Raw genomic sequence first — 19,678 nt, forward strand, 5'->3', positions numbered from 1 at the left:
TTGGCGATTGAGCCAGTCAGAGCGGTACGAAAGTATCGGCTGTCGTTCTTTAACAATCTGGAAGAAGTAAGTAATTTGGATAGCGGAAGCGTCTTGAGATGGACGTGAAAACTATCCGGGTTGTGATTGTATCGATGTATCTCAAGATGATTCGAACTTAATGTTCGGCTCAATTGGAATACGGCACAACGCGAGAACTCAACCTGTAACGAGACAGACTCGTTATAGGGTCAAGCGAACAAGTGCATGTGGTGGATGCCTTGGCGATCACAGGCGATGAAGGACGCGGTAGCCTGCGAAAAGCTACGGGGAGCTGGCAAACAAGCTTTGATCCGTAGATGTCCGAATGGGGAAACCCACTCCTTTTGGAGTATCCATGGCTGAATACATAGGCCATGCGAAGCGAACGCGGTGAACTGAAACATCTAAGTAACCGCAGGAAAAGAAATCAACCGAGATTCCCAAAGTAGTGGCGAGCGAAATGGGATGAGCCTTGCACTCTTTATTTGTATTGTTAGCCGAACGCTCTGGAAAGTGCGGCCATAGCAGGTGATAGCCCTGTAGGCGAAAACAGTATGAAAGAACTAGGTGTGCGACAAGTAGGGCGGGACACGTGAAATCCTGTCTGAAGATGGGGGGACCATCCTCCAAGGCTAAATACTCGTGATCGACCGATAGTGAACCAGTACCGTGAGGGAAAGGCGAAAAGAACCCCGGGAGGGGAGTGAAATAGATCCTGAAACCGCATGCATACAAACAGTCGGAGCCTCGTAAGGGGTGACGGCGTACCTTTTGTATAATGGGTCAGCGACTTACGTTCAGTAGCAAGCTTAACCGTATAGGGCAGGCGTAGCGAAAGCGAGTCCGAATAGGGCGTTCAGTTGCTGGGCGTAGACCCGAAACCAGGTGATCTATCCATGGCCAGGATGAAGGTGCGGTAACACGTACTGGAGGTCCGAACCCACTAACGTTGAAAAGTTAGGGGATGAGCTGTGGATAGGGGTGAAAGGCTAAACAAACCTGGAAATAGCTGGTTCTCTCCGAAAACTATTTAGGTAGTGCCTCGTGTCTCACCTTCGGGGGTAGAGCACTGTCATGGTTGGGGGGTCTATTGCAGATTACCCCGCCATAGCAAACTCCGAATACCGAAGAGTGCAATCACGGGAGACAGACATCGGGTGCTAACGTCCGGTGTCAAGAGGGAAACAACCCAGACCGCCAGCTAAGGTCCCCAAATATAGCTAAGTGGGAAACGAAGTGGGAAGGCTAAAACAGTCAGGAGGTTGGCTTAGAAGCAGCCACCCTTTAAAGAAAGCGTAATAGCTCACTGATCGAGTCGTCCTGCGCGGAAGATGTAACGGGGCTAAGCTATATACCGAAGCTGCGGATGCGTGCTTTGCACGCATGGTAGGAGAGCGTTCCGTAAGCCTGCGAAGGTGCCTTGTAAAGGGTGCTGGAGGTATCGGAAGTGCGAATGCTGACATGAGTAGCGATAAAGGGGGTGAAAGGCCCCCTCGCCGTAAGCCCAAGGTTTCCTACGCAACGTTCATCGGCGTAGGGTGAGTCGGCCCCTAAGGCGAGGCAGAAATGCGTAGCTGATGGGAAGCAGGTCAATATTCCTGCACCATTGTTAGATGCGATGGGGGGACGGATCGCGGAAGGTTGTCCGGGTGTTGGAAGTCCCGGTCGCTGCATTGGAGAAGGCGCTTAGGCAAATCCGGGCGCGCAATTCAAGGGTGTGGCGCGAGCTCCTTCGGGAGCGAAGCAATTGGAAGTGGTTCCAAGAAAAGCCTCTAAGCTTCAGTCTAACGATGACCGTACCGCAAACCGACACAGGTGGGCGAGATGAGTATTCTAAGGCGCTTGAGAGAACTCGGGAGAAGGAACTCGGCAAATTGGTACCGTAACTTCGGGATAAGGTACGCCCTTGTAGCTTGACTGGCCTGCGCCAGGAGGGTGAAGGGGTTGCAATAAACTGGTGGCTGCGACTGTTTAATAAAAACACAGCACTCTGCAAACACGAAAGTGGACGTATAGGGTGTGACGCCTGCCCGGTGCCGGAAGATTAAATGATGGGGTGCAAGCTCTTGATTGAAGTCCCGGTAAACGGCGGCCGTAACTATAACGGTCCTAAGGTAGCGAAATTCCTTGTCGGGTAAGTTCCGACCTGCACGAATGGCGTAACGATGGCCACACTGTCTCCTCCCGAGACTCAGCGAAGTTGAAGTGTTTGTGATGATGCAATCTACCCGCGGCTAGACGGAAAGACCCCATGAACCTTTACTGTAGCTTTGCATTGGACTTTGAACCGATCTGTGTAGGATAGGTGGGAGGCTATGAAACCGGAACGCTAGTTTCGGTGGAGCCGTCCTTGAAATACCACCCTGGTTTGTTTGAGGTTCTAACCTTGGCCCGTGATCCGGGTCGGGGACAGTGCATGGTAGGCAGTTTGACTGGGGCGGTCTCCTCCCAAAGCGTAACGGAGGAGTACGAAGGTACGCTAGGTACGGTCGGAAATCGTGCTGATAGTGCAATGGCATAAGCGTGCTTAACTGCGAGACCGACAAGTCGAGCAGGTGCGAAAGCAGGTCATAGTGATCCGGTGGTTCTGTATGGAAGGGCCATCGCTCAACGGATAAAAGGTACTCTGGGGATAACAGGCTGATACCGCCCAAGAGTTCATATCGACGGCGGTGTTTGGCACCTCGATGTCGGCTCATCTCATCCTGGGGCTGTAGCCGGTCCCAAGGGTATGGCTGTTCGCCATTTAAAGAGGTACGTGAGCTGGGTTTAAAACGTCGTGAGACAGTTTGGTCCCTATCTGCCGTGGGCGTTGGATATTTGAAGGGGGCTGCTCCTAGTACGAGAGGACCGGAGTGGACGAACCTCTGGTGTACCGGTTGTCACGCCAGTGGCATCGCCGGGTAGCTATGTTCGGAAGAGATAACCGCTGAAAGCATCTAAGCGGGAAACTCGCCTTAAGATGAGATATCCCTGGGGACTAGATCCCCTTGAAGGGTCGTTCGAGACCAGGACGTTGATAGGTCAGGTGTGTAAGCGCAGTAATGCGTTCAGCTAACTGATACTAATTGCCCGTAAGGCTTGATCCTATAACAAGTCTGCCTTGTAGATCGGCGCCGTGTGAAAGCACTGGCCGCGATCCAGAGCGACAAGTTGGATTCTCGTGTGTGATACACACAACTCAAAATTACTGCTTCTTCCAAGATTGGTTGTGCTGCGAAGCCAGTGCAACAACCCTCTTTGCCTGATGACCATAGCGAGTCGGTCCCACCCCTTCCCATCCCGAACAGGACCGTGAAACGACTCTACGCCGATGATAGTGCGGATTCCCGTGTGAAAGTAGGTAATCGTCAGGCTCCCTAAGCCAGAAACCCCCGCCCAAAAGGCGGGGGTTTTTGCATTGGTGCGGCGGAAATGCGTGAGTGATCGGGATCGGTGGCATGGCTGCTGCTCGAGCTGGGGCCGGGGTGCCGATTCTCCAGGATTGCCTTTGCGAGACTGACGCAGATCAGACCGATCGGGTTGGCCTTGCACCGCTCGCTGGCGCTGACCAAGACCTGCCATCCAAACATCCATCCACTTGCTGTTCACGAAGACGACGATCAGATCGAGTCGCGACTCCACCGCATTTCTGACCACGTCTCGTCATGGCCAGGAGTGGCATGGCCAGTTGCACGAATACCCGTTATTGTGCGCAGTTTCCCTGCGTATTGAGCGCTTCTCCACCCAAAACCAACGTTGCCGTATCCGAGGGGCACGCCTGGCGGTTCCCGTTACGCGATGAGCCATCAGTGTGACCTGGGCAGCGAGTGGCGAAAATCCGCCGTTCGGCGTCCTTATATGCCGAAAGCTCCAGGCGACTACTGCCAATCGAGCGCACGAAGTCAGGTTTTGTCCAGGACGGCATCTTGTAGCGATCTAGGCTTGTTTGTTTCTCAACTCGTCGCATCTTCTCTCAAATCGATCCGTGTAAAGAAGATGGGGCGCTTTCGGCGTGCCACATGGAAGTCGTTGATACATAGCGCGAACCGGACGTACGCGAGTTCCTCAACCAGATGGCATCAAAAATTCGCGCCGTTTCTTTTGATGGGCACAGGCCGGCCGTCTTGAAACACGCAGACTTCTTCGATGAGCGAATAGCCGGTGCCGCGAAAGCAGTCCCGACTTTCGCCTATCGACGCGAAGGGCGTGCCCCCGCATCGACGCCAGTAGATCGCGCCCTGCCTGGGGTATCCAGATCGCGGAGTGCGGAGCCATTGCCTGGCGCGAACCGGCGCGTCGTATTCAGGCCTTGATCCCCGGTCCGCGCGCGCAAAGTCGGGCAGCTCGCAGCGGTCGTAGAAGAGCGGAAGTTGCCGGCCTGCTTTCTCGCGTCTTCGGATCGATGCTGTGCGGAAAACGCGCAGGCGTCGAATCTTGCGCAGGTATCGGCGTTCAGCTGCTCGAGGCGGGCGTCGTACGGGCATGGGGGATGTCTTGTATATGCGGCGGAATCGCCTCGATAGGTCGGCCAGACGCTGAGTCGGCTTGCGCGGGGGCAAAGTGCAGTCGCCCACGCGCTAAAGAACGTGCGCCGAGATTGCCGCGGCAAACCTGCGCGGCAGCTCCCGGCACGGCCGTATGTCGTCGCTGTCGATGAAGGCTGGGCAGCAGGATTCGTCTGTCGACGCGTCATCACCGGCGCCGGCGGCAATGAAGTACATGGCGGCATCGTTGATCAGCCATGCATAGGCGACCGCATCCTGACCCACGAGGGTGTCTCGGCCGACCCGGCGTGTACCGAACCGAGGCCCTTGGCATTGCGCATGAGCTTCAATCTTTCATATGCGACGGCGCGGCTGCTGCCGGGCGTCCCGGGGCGTGGCTATCAGCCAGCGCCTCCTGACGGGTCCAGGCGATCGTGCTCGGGCGACACTGGCGTTTGCCGGCCCCGCGGCATGTGCGGTCAAAACCATGAAGGACGGAAAAAGATCACGCAGACGCATGAAGATCCGAACCAGGGCGGGCAGGTGGCTCGGGATAGTACGGTTCCCCTGTCTCTGAAGCCGGCAAAGCCCAGCGCCGCCATCGCGATTTCTCGTTGGCAGCGTTGCTCAAACTCATGATGCGATTGCTGGAAAGCGTTCGAAAGTCGTGTCACGTCAATCGCTGGCGGGTCGGGCCAGACAACCCTAGAAACCAGCAATGGACTCCCGGGAGGCATCTAAAAACAGATCATGGCAGCCGCCCGGCACGAAATTTGCGGAAATTTTGCGTCTACCCGCTTGGCAGAGTGCTCAAGAGATCGTATGATGGCGGTCTTTCGTTTTCAGCGCAGATGCAGATCGACGCTGAAAGCGGAGTCTGGCGAAGATGTGACGCTGATCGGTAGGACCCATGCTTGCCTTAGCCGGGCAAGGGCGGGAGATCGGTGGTCAGGCAGGTATCGGGAAGAGGATGAAAATAATCTTCCGGATGTGCTTGACAGGGGTGCGATGTACCCCCATAATCGTCAGTTCTCTACGGAGGGGTGCCCGAGTGGCTAAAGGGGGCAGACTGTAAATCTGTTGGCTTACGCCTACGTTGGTTCGAATCCAACCTCCTCCACCAAGATATCAGCGCAGTGAGCGGTAGGGAATCGTTTGTGGCCCGTGCGGGTGTAGCTCAATGGTAGAGCAGAAGCCTTCCAAGCTTACGACGAGGGTTCGATTCCCTTCACCCGCTCCAGACCGCGAAGTTGAAGCGTAAAGCGCCCATGTGGCTCAGTGGTAGAGCACTCCCTTGGTAAGGGAGAGGTCGGCAGTTCGATCCTGCCCATGGGCACCAGCAGTAAAAAGTCAGTGTCTTGTTGTTTGCGCGCGGCGCAACCTGTGAAATTCCTTTTGGGAGTTGAAAATGGCCAAGGAAAAGTTTGAGCGGACCAAGCCGCACGTGAACGTTGGTACGATTGGTCACGTTGACCACGGCAAGACGACGCTGACGGCAGCGATCACGACGGTTCTGACGAAGAAGTTCGGCGGCGAAGCGAAGGCGTACGACCAGATCGACGCGGCACCGGAAGAAAAGGCACGCGGCATCACGATCAACACGGCACACGTCGAGTACGAAACGGCTAACCGCCACTACGCACACGTCGACTGCCCGGGCCACGCTGACTATGTGAAGAACATGATCACGGGCGCAGCGCAGATGGACGGCGCGATCCTGGTTTGCTCGGCAGCAGACGGCCCGATGCCGCAAACGCGTGAGCACATCCTGCTGGCGCGTCAGGTTGGCGTTCCGTACATCATCGTGTTCCTGAACAAGTGCGACATGGTGGACGACGCTGAACTGCTCGAGCTGGTCGAGATGGAAGTTCGCGAACTCCTGTCGAAGTACGACTTCCCGGGCGACGACACGCCGATCGTGAAGGGTTCGGCCAAGCTGGCGCTGGAAGGCGACACGGGCGAGCTGGGCGAAGTGGCGATCATGAGCCTGGCAGACGCGCTGGACACGTACATCCCGACGCCGGAGCGTGCAGTTGACGGCGCGTTCCTGATGCCGGTGGAAGACGTGTTCTCGATCTCGGGCCGTGGTACGGTGGTGACGGGTCGTGTCGAGCGCGGCATCGTGAAGGTCGGCGAAGAAATCGAAATCGTCGGTATCAAGCCGACGGTGAAGACGACCTGCACGGGCGTTGAAATGTTCCGCAAGCTGCTGGACCAAGGTCAGGCAGGCGACAACGTCGGTATCCTGCTGCGCGGCACGAAGCGTGAAGACGTGGAGCGTGGCCAGGTTCTGGCGAAGCCGGGTTCGATCACGCCGCACACGCACTTCACGGCTGAAGTGTACGTGCTGAGCAAGGACGAAGGCGGTCGTCACACGCCGTTCTTCAACAACTACCGTCCGCAGTTCTACTTCCGTACGACGGACGTGACGGGCTCGATCGAGCTGCCGAAGGACAAGGAAATGGTGATGCCGGGCGACAACGTGTCGATCACGGTGAAGCTGATTGCTCCGATCGCGATGGAAGAAGGTCTGCGCTTCGCAATCCGCGAAGGCGGCCGTACGGTCGGCGCTGGCGTCGTCGCCAAGATCATCGAGTAAGCCAGTTATTCGTTGATCGACAGTTTTGGGGCTGGCAACAGCCGGCCCCAGTATGGTTTAGGGGTATAGCTCAACTGGCAGAGCGTCGGTCTCCAAAACCGAAGGTTGGGGGTTCGATTCCCTCTGCCCCTGCCAAAAAATAGCCACGTGTCCTACGTGGCATTTGTTTTAAGGTGTTATGGCGAATCCATCCGTCGAAACTGTAAATACCTCCGGCGATAAGCTGATGCTGGCCCTGGGCGTATTGCTGGTCTTGGCCGGATTCGTGGGCTTCTTCTGGCTGGCCAATCAGCAGTGGTATGTCCGCGGTGCCGCGTTGGCGGTAGGGATCATCGCCGGCGTGGCCGTCGGGCTGATGTCCGCCCCTGGCAAGAGCCTCATCGCCTTTGCCAAGGATTCGTACAAGGAAGTCCGGAAGGTCGTTTGGCCCACCCGCAAAGAAGCAACGCAAACCACACTCGTCGTGTTCGGTTTCGTGCTCGTGATGGCGATTTTCCTCTGGTTGAGTGACAAATCGATCGAATGGGTGATTTTCTCGGCGATTCTGGGTTGGAAATGATATGAGCGATACTCCGGCATCCCCGAGCGGAAAACGTTGGTACGTCGTGCACGCCTACTCCGGTATGGAGAAGAGCGTGCAACGTGCGCTTCAGGAGCGCATCGAACGTGCTGGCATGCAGGACAAATTCGGTCAGATCCTGGTTCCGACCGAAGAAGTGGTCGAAGTCAAAGGCGGCCACAAGGCAGTAACCGAGCGTCGATTCTTCCCCGGCTACGTGCTGGTGGAGATGGAAATGACGGACGAAACGTGGCACCTCGTGAAGAACACCGCGAAGGTTACCGGTTTCGTCGGCGGTGCACGTAACCGCCCGACCCCGATTTCCCCGAAGGAAGTCGAGAAGATCATGTCGCAGATGCAGGAAGGCGTCGAGAAGCCGCGCCCGAAGACCCTGTTCGAAGTCGGCGAGATGGTGCGTGTGAAGGAAGGCCCGTTCACGGACTTCAACGGCACCGTCGAAGAAGTCAACTACGAAAAATCGCGCGTGCGTGTGTCGGTCACCATCTTTGGCCGATCCACCCCGGTCGAACTCGAGTTCGGCCAGGTCGAAAAAGTTTGATCCCGATTCGGTGGGCAGCCTCGGCTGCCCACCTTCGCGCTTACGGCCCGCGTCATGGCCGTTGAGGAGCGTCAGTAGCCAGAGGCGAAAGCGCGTTATCACTCACCGAACGCCCTTCCGGCGTTCCAATGAGGTTCACAAATGGCAAAGAAGATTATCGGCTTTATCAAGCTGCAGATCCCTGCAGGTAAAGCCAACCCGTCGCCGCCGGTCGGTCCGGCACTGGGCCAGCGCGGCCTGAACATCATGGAGTTCTGCAAGGCGTTCAACGCGCAGACTCAAGGCATGGAGCCGGGTCTGCCGGTGCCGGTGGTCATCACGGCATTCGCGGACAAGAGCTTCACGTTCGTGATGAAGACGCCGCCGGCGACCGTCCTGATCAAGAAGGCGGCGAAGGTGGACAAGGGCTCGAGCAAGCCGCACACCGACAAGGTCGGTTCGATCACGCGCGCTCAAGCCGAAGAAATCGCGAAGACCAAGATGCCGGACCTTACGGCAGCTGATCTGGACGCAGCCGTTCGCACCATCGCTGGTAGCGCACGCTCGATGGGCATCACTGTGGAGGGCGTGTAAATGGCTAAGATCTCCAAGCGCCGTCAGGCATTTGCCGCCAAGGTCGATCGTCAGAAGCTGTACGCGATCGAAGACGCACTGAGCCTCGTGAAGGAATGCGCGAGCGCGAAGTTCGACGAGTCGATCGACGTCGCAGTCCAGCTCGGCATCGATGCGAAGAAGTCGGACCAGGTCGTTCGTGGTTCGGTCGTTCTGCCGGCAGGTACGGGCAAGTCGGTTCGCGTTGCCGTGTTCGCGCAAGGCGAGAAGGCTGAGCAAGCTCGTGCAGCAGGCGCGGAAATCGTCGGTATGGAAGACCTGGCCGAGCAGATCAAGGCTGGCCAGATGGACTTCGACATCGTGATCGCTTCGCCGGACACGATGCGTATCGTCGGTACGCTGGGTCAGATCCTCGGCCCGCGCGGCCTGATGCCGAACCCGAAGGTCGGTACGGTCACGCCGGACGTCGCAACCGCCGTCAAGAACGCGAAGGCTGGTCAGGTGCAATTCCGTGTCGACAAGGCCGGTATCATCCACGCGACCATCGGCCGCGCATCGTTCGAGCCGACCGCACTGCGTTCGAACCTGTCGGCGCTGATCGAAGCGCTGCAGAAGGCAAAGCCGGCAACGAGCAAGGGCGTCTACCTGCGCAAGATCGCACTGTCGAGCACGATGGGCGTCGGCGTGCGTGTCGACCAGGCTACGCTGGCAGCACAGTAAGCAAGTATTCGGGCCGCTTCGTTCGCGAAGCGGCCTACATGGGCTTTGGGCGGTTGTTCGTGCAGGCAAGGCGGGCAACCGGTTATCAAAGACCGTTGGTGGGGCGCAGCAGTCAGGTGATCCCTTAATTCAAGCCAACGCAGATGGCGAACCCGAAAAAGTTTTGCAGTGGTGAAGCCCCAGGCCGTGAAGCGATTCGCGGCATGAGGTGGAAATACTCCTAACGAGGTCGGACGCCGTTGTTGAACGAGGTACGTGAGGTTTCGGCCATGCCGGCCACGCCGAACGTATCGTTTCTGGAGGCTAACCGTGCCGCTTAATAGAGAAGACAAGCAAGCCGTCGTCGCTGAGGTTTCCGCGCAAGTCGCGAAGGCCCAGACCGTTGTGCTGGCTGAGTATCGTGGAATTGCGGTTGGCGATCTGACCAAGCTGCGCGCGAAAGCGCGCGAGCAACAGGTTTACCTGCGCGTGTTGAAGAACACGCTGGCGCGCCGCGCCGTTGAAGGTACGCCGTTTGCTCCGCTGGCAGAGCAGATGACTGGCCCGTTGATCTACGGCATCTCGGAAGATGCAATTGCTGCTGCTAAGGTCGTCAACGACTTCAGCAAGAGCAATGACAAGTTGGTCATCAAGGCTGGTTCGTTCGATGGCAAGGTGATGGACAAGGCTGGCGTGCAAGCGCTGGCAAGCATCCCGAGCCGCGAAGAACTGCTCTCGAAGCTGCTGTTCGTTATGCAATCGCCTGTTTCGGGCTTCGCGCGTGCCCTGGCCGCGCTGGCAGAGAAGAAGCAAGCGGAAGCTGCGTAATCGAACGTGCATCAGCGTCATTGATCGCTGGCTGTATCCGAATTCAATTTAGGAGTATTTCAAATGGCAATCGCAAAAGAAGACATCCTGGCAGCAGTCGAAGGGATGACCGTTCTGGAACTGAACGAACTGGTCAAGGCGTTCGAAGAGAAGTTTGGCGTGTCGGCAGCTGCAGTGGCAGTCGCTGGCCCGGCAGGCGGCGGCGCTGCTGCTGCTGCAGAAGAGAAGACCGAATTCACGGTCGTTCTGGCTGAAGCAGGCAGCAACAAGGTTGCAGTCATCAAGGCAGTTCGCGAACTGACGGGCCTGGGCCTGAAGGAAGCGAAGGACGTCGTTGACGGCGCACCGAAGGCTGTCAAGGAAGGCGTCGACAAGGCTGCTGCTGAAGAAGCCAAGAAGAAGCTGGAAGAAGCAGGCGCGAAGGTCGAAGTCAAGTAAGTTTCGGCGCGCTGTGCGAAGGCTGGCGGTATTTTCACCGCCGGCCTTTTTGTGCTTTGTGGGGACGTTATTCTGGCACTCATTCGGGAGCCCGAATAATCGACCCCAGAAGCCAAAGAAAACCGCCTGATCGTTGTGATTGGTCACGAATGGCGGTTCTCTTTGTCTTCTGAAGCGACTGCAGAAGGCAAGTTTGGTCGGGTAGCGGGCAACACAGGCATCCGCTGCCGTCAGCCAGCGGTTGGTAGCGGCCAACCACCAAGCTTCTCGGCTCGTTCAAGCCGTCGGACGGCCATCGGGTCTCAGTCGGTGAACACTCGGGTTTGAAACGTCCAGGTATTCCGCCTCGATAGCACCCGCCGTGATTCGGAGATCGTATGCAATATTCCTTCACCGAGAAGAAGCGCATTCGCAAGAGTTTCGCGAAGCGCCCCATCGTTCACCAAGTTCCTTTCTTGCTGGCTACCCAGCTTGAATCATTCAGCACGTTTCTGCAAGCCGATGTGCCGGCCACGCAACGCAAGCCTGAAGGTTTGCAGGCCGCGTTCACATCGGTATTTCCCATTGTTTCGCACAACGGCTTTGCGCGCCTCGAGTTCGTGAGCTATGCGTTGTCCGCGCCGGCATTCAACATCAAGGAATGCCAGCAGCGCGGCCTGACGTACTGCTCCGCGCTGCGCGCGAAGGTCCGCCTTGTCATCCTCGACAAGGAATCGCCGAACAAGCCGGTCGTCAAGGAAGTGAAAGAGCAGGAAGTGTACATGGGCGAAATTCCGCTCATGACGCCGACGGGCTCGTTCGTCATCAACGGCACCGAGCGTGTCATCGTCTCGCAGCTGCACCGTTCGCCGGGCGTGTTCTTCGAACACGACAAGGGCAAGACGCACAGCTCGGGCAAGCTGCTGTTCTCGGCACGGATCATTCCGTACCGCGGCTCGTGGCTCGACTTCGAATTCGATCCGAAGGACATCCTGTACTTCCGCGTCGACCGTCGCCGCAAGATGCCGGTCACGATCCTGCTGAAGGCTATCGGCCTGACGCCGGAACAGATCCTCGCGAACTTCTTCGTGTTCGACAACTTCACGCTGATGGACGAAGGCGCACAACTCGAGTTCGTGCCCGAGCGCCTGCGTGGTGAAGTCGCGCGTTTCGACATCACGGATCGTGATGGCAAGGTCATCGTCCAGAAGGACAAGCGGATCAACGCGAAGCACATTCGCGATCTCGAAGCCGCGAAGACCAAGTTCATCTCGGTGCCGGAAGACTATCTGCTCGGCCGCGTGCTGGCGAAGAACGTCGTCGACGGCGACACCGGCGAAGTGATCGCGAGCGCGAACGACGAAGTCACGGAAAGCGTGCTCGAGAAGCTGCGCGAAGCGGGCATCAAGGACATCCAGACGCTCTACACGAACGACCTGGACCAAGGCCCGTACATCTCGTCGACGCTGCGTGTCGACGAGACGACCGACAAGACGGCCGCGCGCATCGCGATCTACCGCATGATGCGTCCGGGCGAGCCGCCGACCGAAGAAGCGGTCGAGGCCCTGTTCAACCGTCTGTTCTACAGCGAAGAAGCGTACGACCTGTCGAAGGTCGGCCGCATGAAGTTCAACCGCCGCGTCAGCCGTGACGAGATCACCGGCCCGATGACGCTGCAGGACGACGACATCCTCGCGACGATCAAGATCCTCGTCGAACTGCGCAACGGCAAGGGCGAAGTGGACGACATCGACCACCTCGGCAACCGTCGCGTGCGTTGCGTCGGCGAACTGGCGGAAAACCAGTTCCGCGCCGGTCTCGTTCGTGTCGAGCGCGCGGTCAAGGAACGCCTCGGCCAGGCCGAAAGCGAAAACCTGATGCCGCACGACCTGATCAACTCGAAGCCGATTTCGTCGGCGATCCGCGAGTTCTTCGGTTCGTCGCAGCTGTCGCAGTTCATGGACCAGACCAACCCGCTGTCGGAAATCACGCACAAGCGCCGTGTTTCCGCACTGGGCCCGGGCGGTCTGACGCGCGAACGCGCAGGCTTCGAAGTCCGCGACGTGCACCCGACCCACTATGGCCGCGTGTGCCCGATCGAAACGCCGGAAGGTCCGAACATCGGCCTGATCAACTCGCTCGCACTGTACGCGCACCTGAACGAGTACGGCTTCCTCGAGACGCCGTACCGCAAGGTCGTGGACAGCAAGGTGACCGACCAGATCGACTACCTGTCGGCGATCGAGGAAGGCCGCTACATGATCGCTCAGGCGAACGCCGCGATCGACGAGAACGGCACGCTGATCGACGAACTCGTGTCGTCGCGTGAAGCCGGCGAAACGATGATGGTCACGCCGGACCGTATCCAGTACATGGACGTCGCGCCGTCGCAGATCGTGTCGGTGGCAGCCTCGCTGATTCCGTTCCTCGAGCACGACGATGCGAACCGTGCACTGATGGGTTCGAACATGCAGCGTCAGGCCGTGCCGTGTCTGCGTCCGGAAAAGCCGGTCGTCGGTACGGGCATCGAGCGCACCTGCGCGGTCGACTCGGGTACGACGGTTCAGGCGTTCCGCGGCGGTGTGGTCGACTACGTCGACGCAGGCCGTATCGTGATTCGTGTGAACGACGACGAAGCGGTCGCAGGTGAAGTCGGTGTCGACATCTACAACCTGATCAAGTACACGCGTTCGAACCAGAACACGAACATCAACCAGCGTCCGATCGTGAAGATGGGCGACAAGGTCTCGCGCGGCGACGTGCTGGCCGACGGCGCCTCGACGGACCTGGGCGAGCTCGCGCTCGGCCAGAACATGCTGATCGCGTTCATGCCGTGGAACGGCTACAACTTCGAAGACTCGATCCTGATCTCGGAGAAGGTGGTTGCGGACGATCGCTACACGTCGATCCACATCGAAGAGCTGAACGTCGTTGCACGCGACACGAAGCTCGGGCCGGAAGAAATCACGCGCGACATCTCGAACCTGGCGGAAGTCCAGCTCGGCCGTCTCGACGAATCGGGCATCGTGTACATCGGTGCTGAAGTCGAAGCAGGCGACGTGCTGGTCGGCAAGGTCACGCCGAAGGGCGAGACCCAGCTGACGCCGGAAGAGAAGCTGCTGCGCGCGATCTTCGGCGAGAAGGCTTCGGACGTGAAGGACACGTCGCTGCGCGTGCCGTCGGGCATGAGCGGTACCGTGATCGACGTCCAGGTGTTCACGCGTGAAGGCATCCAGCGCGACAAGCGTGCGCAACAGATCATCGACGACGAACTGAAGCGCTACCGTCTCGACCTGAACGACCAGCTGCGCATCGTGGAAGGCGACGCGTTCCAGCGTCTCGCGCGCATGCTCGTGGGCAAGGTCGCGAACGGCGGTCCGAAGAAGCTCGCGAAGGGCACGAAGATCGACCAGGCTTACCTGGAAGACCTCGACCACTACCACTGGTTCGACATCCGCCTCGCGGACGACGAAGCAGCGGCATCGCTCGAAGCGATCAAGAACTCGATCGAAGAGAAGCGTCACCAGTTCGACCTCGCGTTCGAAGAGAAGCGCAAGAAGCTCACGCAAGGCGACGAACTGCCGCCGGGCGTGCTGAAGATGGTCAAGGTGTACCTCGCGGTGAAGCGCCGTCTGCAGCCTGGCGACAAGATGGCAGGCCGTCACGGTAACAAGGGTGTCGTGTCGAAGATCGTCCCGATCGAAGACATGCCGTACATGGCCGACGGCCGTCCGGCAGACGTCGTGCTGAACCCGTTGGGCGTTCCGTCGCGGATGAACGTGGGTCAGGTTCTGGAAGTGCACCTCGGCTGGGCCGCGAAGGGCCTCGGCTGGCGTATCGGCGAAATGCTGCAGCGTCAGGCGAAGATCGAGGAACTGCGCGTGTTCCTGACGAAGATCTACAACGAGTCGGGCCGCCAGGAAGACCTGGAAAGCTTCACCGACGACGAGATCCTCGAACTCGCGAAGAACCTGCGCGAAGGCGTGCCGTTCGCGACGCCGGTGTTCGACGGTGCGACCGAGGAAGAAATGGGCAAGATGCTCGACCTCGCGTTCCCGGACGACATCGCCGAACAGCTCGGCATGAACCCGTCGAAGAACCAGGTTCGTCTGTACGACGGCCGCACGGGTGAAATGTTCGAGCGTCGCGTGACGCTGGGTTACATGCACTACCTGAAGCTGCACCACTTGGTCGACGACAAGATGCACGCGCGTTCGACCGGCCCGTACTCGCTCGTCACGCAGCAGCCGCTGGGTGGTAAGGCGCAGTTCGGTGGCCAGCGTTTCGGTGAAATGGAAGTGTGGGCACTCGAAGCGTACGGCGCGTCCTACGTGCTGCAGGAAATGCTGACGGTGAAGTCGGATGACGTGACCGGCCGGACGAAGGTGTACGAAAACCTCGTCAAGGGCGACCACGTGATCGATGCAGGCATGCCGGAATCCTTCAACGTGCTCGTGAAGGAAATCCGCTCGCTCGGTATCGACATCGATCTCGACCGCAATTAATCGGACTACGGAGAGAAAGCAATGAAAGCTCTGCTCGATCTATTCAAGCAAGTCCAACAGGAAGAAGTTTTCGACGCGATCAAGATCGGTCTGGCCTCGCCCGACAAGATCCGTTCGTGGTCGTTCGGTGAAGTGAAGAAGCCGGAGACCATCAACTACCGTACGTTCAAGCCGGAACGCGATGGTCTCTTCTGCGCGAAGATCTTCGGGCCGATCAAGGACTACGAGTGCCTGTGCGGCAAGTACAAGCGCCTGAAGCACCGCGGCGTGATCTGCGAGAAGTGCGGCGTCGAAGTGACGCTGGCGAAGGTGCGTCGCGAACGGATGGGCCACATCGAGCTGGCCTCGCCGGTCGCGCACATCTGGTTCCTGAAGTCGCTGCCGTCGCGTCTGGGCATGGTGCTCGACATGACGCTGCGCGACATCGAACGCGTGCTGTACTTCGAAGCATACGTGGTGATCGAACCGGGCATGACGCCGCTGAAGGCGCGGCAGATCATGACCGAAGAGGATTACTACAACAAGGTCGAGGAATACGGCGACGAATTCCGTGCCGAAATGGGCGCGGAAGGCGTGCGTGAACTGCTGCGCGCGATCAACATCGACGAGCAGGTCGAGACGCTGCGCACCGAGCTGAAGAACACCGGCTCGGAAGCGAAGATCAAGAAGTACGCGAAGCGCCTGAAGGTCCTCGAGGCATTCCAGCGCTCGGGCATCAAGCCCGAGTGGATGATCCTCGAAGTGCTGCCGGTGCTGCCGCCGGAACTGCGTCCGCTCGTGCCGCTGGACGGCGGCCGTTTCGCGACGTCGGACCTGAACGACCTGTACCGCCGCGTGATCAACCGTAACAACCGGTTGAAGCGTCTGCTCGAGCTGAAGGCACCTGAAATCATCGTCCGCAACGAAAAGCGGATGCTGCAGGAAGCCGTCGACTCGCTGCTCGACAACGGTCGTCGCGGCAAGGCGATGACGGGCGCGAACAAGCGTCCGCTGAAGTCGCTCGCCGACATGATCAAGGGCAAGGGCGGTCGTTTCCGTCAGAACCTGCTGGGCAAGCGCGTCGACTACTCGGGCCGTTCGGTCATCGTGGTCGGCCCGACGCTGAAGCTGCACCAGTGCGGTCTGCCGAAGCTGATGGCGCTCGAGCTGTTCAAGCCGTTCATCTTCAACAAGCTGGAAGTGATGGGCGTCGCTACGACCATCAAGGCTGCGAAGAAGGAAGTCGAGAACCAGACGCCGGTGGTGTGGGACATCCTCGAAGAGGTGATCCGCGAGCACCCGGTGATGCTGAACCGTGCGCCGACGCTGCACCGTCTCGGTATCCAGGCGTTCGAGCCGGTGCTGATCGAAGGCAAGGCAATTCAGCTGCACCCGCTCGTCTGCGCGGCGTTCAACGCCGACTTCGACGGTGACCAGATGGCCGTTCACGTGCCGCTGTCGCTCGAAGCGCAGATGGAAGCGCGTACGCTGATGCTGGCGTCGAACAACGTGCTGTTCCCGGCCAACGGCGATCCGTCGATCGTGCCGTCGCAGGATATCGTGCTGGGTCTGTACTACGCGACCCGCGAAGCGGTCAACGGCAAGGGCGAAGGCCTGTCGTTCACGGGCGTGTCGGAAGTGATCCGCGCGTACGAGAACAAGGAAGTCGAGCTGGCCTCGCGCGTCAACGTGCGGATCACCGAAATGGTCCACAACGAAGACACGTCGGAAGGCGCGCCGCCGTTCGTGCCGAAGATCTCGCTGTATGCGACGACCGTCGGCCGCGCGATCCTGTCGGAGATCCTGCCGCACGGCCTGCCGTTCTCGGTGCTGAACAAGCCGCTGAAGAAGAAGGAAATCTCGCGCCTGATCAACACGGCGTTCCGCAAGTGCGGTCTGCGCGCGACGGTGGTGTTTGCCGACCAGCTGATGCAGTCGGGTTTCCGTCTCGCGACGCGTGCCGGCATTTCGATCTGCGTGGACGACATGCTCGTGCCGCCGCAGAAGGAAACGATCGTCGGCGACGCCGCGAAGAAGGTGAAGGAGTACGACCGCCAGTACATGTCGGGTCTCGTCACCGCGCAGGAACGCTACAACAACGTGGTCGACATCTGGTCGGCAACGTCGGAAGCGGTCGGCAAGGCGATGATGGAGCAGCTGTCGACGGAGCCGGTGACGGACCGCGACGGCAACGAGACGCGCCAGGAGTCGTTCAACTCGATCTACATGATGGCCGACTCGGGCGCCCGGGGTTCGGCGGTGCAGATTCGTCAGCTGGCCGGTATGCGTGGCCTGATGGCGAAGCCGGACGGCTCGATTATCGAGACGCCGATTACCGCGAACTTCCGCGAAGGTCTGAACGTGTTGCAGTACTTCATCTCGACCCACGGTGCACGTAAGGGTCTGGCTGATACGGCACTGAAGACCGCGAACTCGGGTTACCTGACGCGTCGTCTCGTCGACGTCACGCAGGATCTGGTCGTCGTGGAAGACGATTGCGGCACGTCGAACGGCGTGGCGATGAAGGCACTCGTCGAAGGCGGTGAAGTCGTCGAGGCGCTGCGCGACCGTATCCTCGGCCGCGTTGCGGTTGCGGACGTCGTGAACCCGGAAACGCAGGAAACGGTGTACGAATCGGGCACGCTGCTCGACGAAACGGCGGTCGAGGAAATCGAACGCCTCGGCATCGACGAAGTGCGCGTGCGCACGCCGCTGACCTGCGAAACGCGCTACGGTCTGTGTGCGTCGTGCTACGGCCGTGACCTCGGCCGCGGCTCGCTCGTGAACGTCGGCGAAGCAGTCGGCGTGATCGCGGCACAGTCGATCGGTGAACCGGGCACGCAGCTGACGATGCGTACGTTCCACATCGGTGGTGCGGCATCGCGTGCGGCAGTGGCTTCGTCGGTCGAAGCGAAGAGCAACGGTATCGTCCGCTTCACGGCGACGATGCGTTACGTCACGAACGCGAAGGGCGAGCAGATCGTCATTTCCCGTTCGGGCGAAGCGATGATCACCGACGATTTCGGTCGCGAGCGCGAGCGTCACAAAGTGCCGTACGGCGCGACGCTGCTGCAGCTCGACGGCGCGACGATCAAGGCAGGCACGCAGCTCGCCACGTGGGATCCGCTGACGCGTCCGATCATCACCGAGTACGGTGGTACGGTGAAGTTCGAGAACGTCGAGGAAGGCGTGACCGTCGCGAAGCAGATCGACGACGTGACCGGCCTGTCGACGCTGGTCGTGATCGACGTGAAGCGTCGTGGTTCGCAGGCTTCGAAGAGCGTGCGTCCGCAGGTCAAGCTGCTCGACGCGAACGGCGACGAAGTGAAGATTCCGGGCACGGAGCACGCGGTGCAGATCGGCTTCCAGGTCGGCGCACTGATCACCGTGAAGGATGGTCAGCAGGTGCAGGTCGGTGAAGTGCTCGCACGTATCCCGACGGAAGCGCAGAAGACGCGTGACATTACCGGCGGTCTGCCGCGGGTGGCGGAACTGTTCGAAGCGCGTTCGCCGAAGGATGCCGGCATTCTCGCGGAAGTCACCGGTACGACGTCGTTCGGTAAGGACACGAAGGGCAAGCAGCGTCTCGTCATCACGGATCTCGAGGGCAACCAGCACGAGTTCCTGATCGCGAAGGAAAAGCAGGTTCTGGTTCACGATGCACAGGTCGTCAACAAGGGCGAAATGATCGTGGACGGTCCGGCCGATCCGCACGACATCCTGCGTCTGCAGGGTATCGAGGCGCTGTCGCGCTACATCGTCGACGAAGTGCAGGACGTGTATCGTCTGCAGGGCGTGAAGATCAACGACAAGCACATCGAGGTGATCGTTCGCCAGATGCTGCGTCGTGTGCAGATCACCGACAACGGCGATACGCGCTTCATCCCGGGCGAACAGGTCGAGCGTTCCGACATGCTGGACGAGAACGATCGCATGATCGCCGAGGACAAGCGTCCGGCTTCGTACGACAACGTGCTGCTCGGTATCACGAAGGCATCGCTGTCGACCGACTCGTTCATCTCCGCGGCGTCGTTCCAGGAAACGACCCGCGTGCTGACCGAAGCGGCGATCATGGGCAAGCGCGACGATCTGCGCGGCCTGAAGGAAAACGTGATCGTCGGCCGCCTGATTCCGGCCGGTACGGGTCTCGCGTTCCACAAGGCACGCAAGGCGAAGGAATCGTCGGATCGCGAGCGTTTCGACCAGATCGCAGCGGAAGAGGCGTTCGATTTCGGCACGCCGAGCACGCCTGCTGCGGAAGAGCCGCAACAGCACCCGGCAGCCGAGTAAGCGCGGGCGGCGCGAGCCGCCTTGCCTCACCACGCTGTCACCGAGACCGCCCGGTTTTGCCGGGCGGTTTTTTTTCATCTGTCGTTCGCGTGCATGACGCGCCTGTGCCGTGCCGGCCTCCCTTGCTCGCGACGGACGTGCGGCCTGGCTGCCAGCGCCGCCGAAGCCGTCGCGATCACTTGCGGCGCGGTCGTGGCAGGCTCG

The 19,678-nt window shown here is 59.5% G+C and carries 10 protein-coding genes, 4 tRNA genes and 2 rRNA genes; 15 read left to right on the plus strand and 1 reads right to left on the minus strand.

The annotated features are described in order from the left end of the window. The first annotated feature begins 228 nt into the window (after positions 1 to 228). Positions 229 to 3,110, plus strand: a 23S ribosomal RNA gene (locus AB3K92_RS23645). Positions 3,111 to 3,264: 154 nt separating this feature from the next. Further along, positions 3,265 to 3,377: ribosomal RNA gene (gene rrf, locus AB3K92_RS23650) — 5S ribosomal RNA — on the plus strand. 1,203 nt (positions 3,378 to 4,580) lie between these two features. On the opposite strand, the gene AB3K92_RS23655 is transcribed toward rrf, so the two are convergent. Next, positions 4,581 to 4,772 carry a hypothetical protein gene (locus AB3K92_RS23655; RefSeq protein WP_369465933.1) on the minus strand — a complete coding sequence of 64 codons (192 nt, stop codon included), beginning with the start codon at positions 4,770 to 4,772 and terminating at the stop codon, positions 4,581 to 4,583. 752 nt (positions 4,773 to 5,524) lie between these two features. Here AB3K92_RS23655 and AB3K92_RS23660 point away from each other — a divergent pair. The 13 genes from AB3K92_RS23660 (at position 5,525) to rpoC (ending at position 19,474) form a co-directional block, all read left to right on the plus strand. Further along, positions 5,525 to 5,610, plus strand: a tRNA-Tyr gene (locus tag AB3K92_RS23660). Positions 5,611 to 5,653: 43 nt separating this feature from the next. Continuing rightward, positions 5,654 to 5,727, plus strand: a tRNA-Gly gene (locus tag AB3K92_RS23665). 24 nt (positions 5,728 to 5,751) lie between these two features. Beyond that, positions 5,752 to 5,826: transfer RNA gene (locus AB3K92_RS23670), tRNA-Thr, on the plus strand. Between the two features lie 69 nt (positions 5,827 to 5,895). Next, positions 5,896 to 7,086 (plus strand): elongation factor Tu, encoded by a 1,191-nt coding sequence (gene tuf / locus AB3K92_RS23675; protein WP_006482910.1) that lies wholly within the window; start codon positions 5,896 to 5,898, stop codon positions 7,084 to 7,086. A 59-nt stretch (positions 7,087 to 7,145) separates the two neighbouring features. Then, a tRNA-Trp gene (locus AB3K92_RS23680) sits at positions 7,146 to 7,221 on the plus strand. A 43-nt stretch (positions 7,222 to 7,264) separates the two neighbouring features. After that, on the plus strand, positions 7,265 to 7,645 hold the full coding sequence (secE, locus tag AB3K92_RS23685) for a preprotein translocase subunit SecE (protein ID WP_006482892.1): 381 nt from the start codon (positions 7,265 to 7,267) through the stop codon (positions 7,643 to 7,645). 1 nt (position 7,646) lies between these two features. Continuing rightward, entirely contained in the window at positions 7,647 to 8,204 is a 558-nt protein-coding gene (nusG, locus tag AB3K92_RS23690; RefSeq protein ID WP_006400672.1) for a transcription termination/antitermination protein NusG, read from the plus strand. 141 nt (positions 8,205 to 8,345) lie between these two features. After that, positions 8,346 to 8,777: a 50S ribosomal protein L11 gene (rplK, locus tag AB3K92_RS23695; RefSeq protein WP_006477201.1), complete on the plus strand. Its 432-nt coding sequence runs from the start codon at positions 8,346 to 8,348 to the stop codon at positions 8,775 to 8,777. Further along, positions 8,778 to 9,476, plus strand: coding sequence for a 50S ribosomal protein L1 (gene rplA, locus AB3K92_RS23700; RefSeq protein ID WP_006482906.1), 699 nt, complete (start codon positions 8,778 to 8,780; stop codon positions 9,474 to 9,476). A 309-nt stretch (positions 9,477 to 9,785) separates the two neighbouring features. Next, a complete protein-coding gene (gene rplJ / locus AB3K92_RS23705) occupies positions 9,786 to 10,283 on the plus strand; it encodes a 50S ribosomal protein L10 (RefSeq protein WP_021161756.1) in 498 nt (165 codons plus the stop codon). 63 nt (positions 10,284 to 10,346) lie between these two features. Further along, positions 10,347 to 10,721 (plus strand): 50S ribosomal protein L7/L12, encoded by a 375-nt coding sequence (gene rplL, locus AB3K92_RS23710; protein WP_021161757.1) that lies wholly within the window; start codon positions 10,347 to 10,349, stop codon positions 10,719 to 10,721. Positions 10,722 to 11,098: 377 nt separating this feature from the next. After that, the gene (gene rpoB / locus AB3K92_RS23715) at positions 11,099 to 15,205 is read left to right on the plus strand and encodes a DNA-directed RNA polymerase subunit beta (protein WP_027788581.1); all 4,107 of its coding nucleotides are present in this window, start codon (positions 11,099 to 11,101) and stop codon (positions 15,203 to 15,205) included. 21 nt (positions 15,206 to 15,226) lie between these two features. Beyond that, positions 15,227 to 19,474 (plus strand): DNA-directed RNA polymerase subunit beta', encoded by a 4,248-nt coding sequence (gene rpoC / locus AB3K92_RS23720; protein WP_021161759.1) that lies wholly within the window; start codon positions 15,227 to 15,229, stop codon positions 19,472 to 19,474. The last annotated feature ends 204 nt before the right edge of the window (positions 19,475 to 19,678 follow it).

It is taken from the genome of Burkholderia sp. Bmkn7, assembly GCF_041103175.1.
GTDB lineage: Bacteria > Pseudomonadota > Gammaproteobacteria > Burkholderiales > Burkholderiaceae > Burkholderia > Burkholderia cepacia.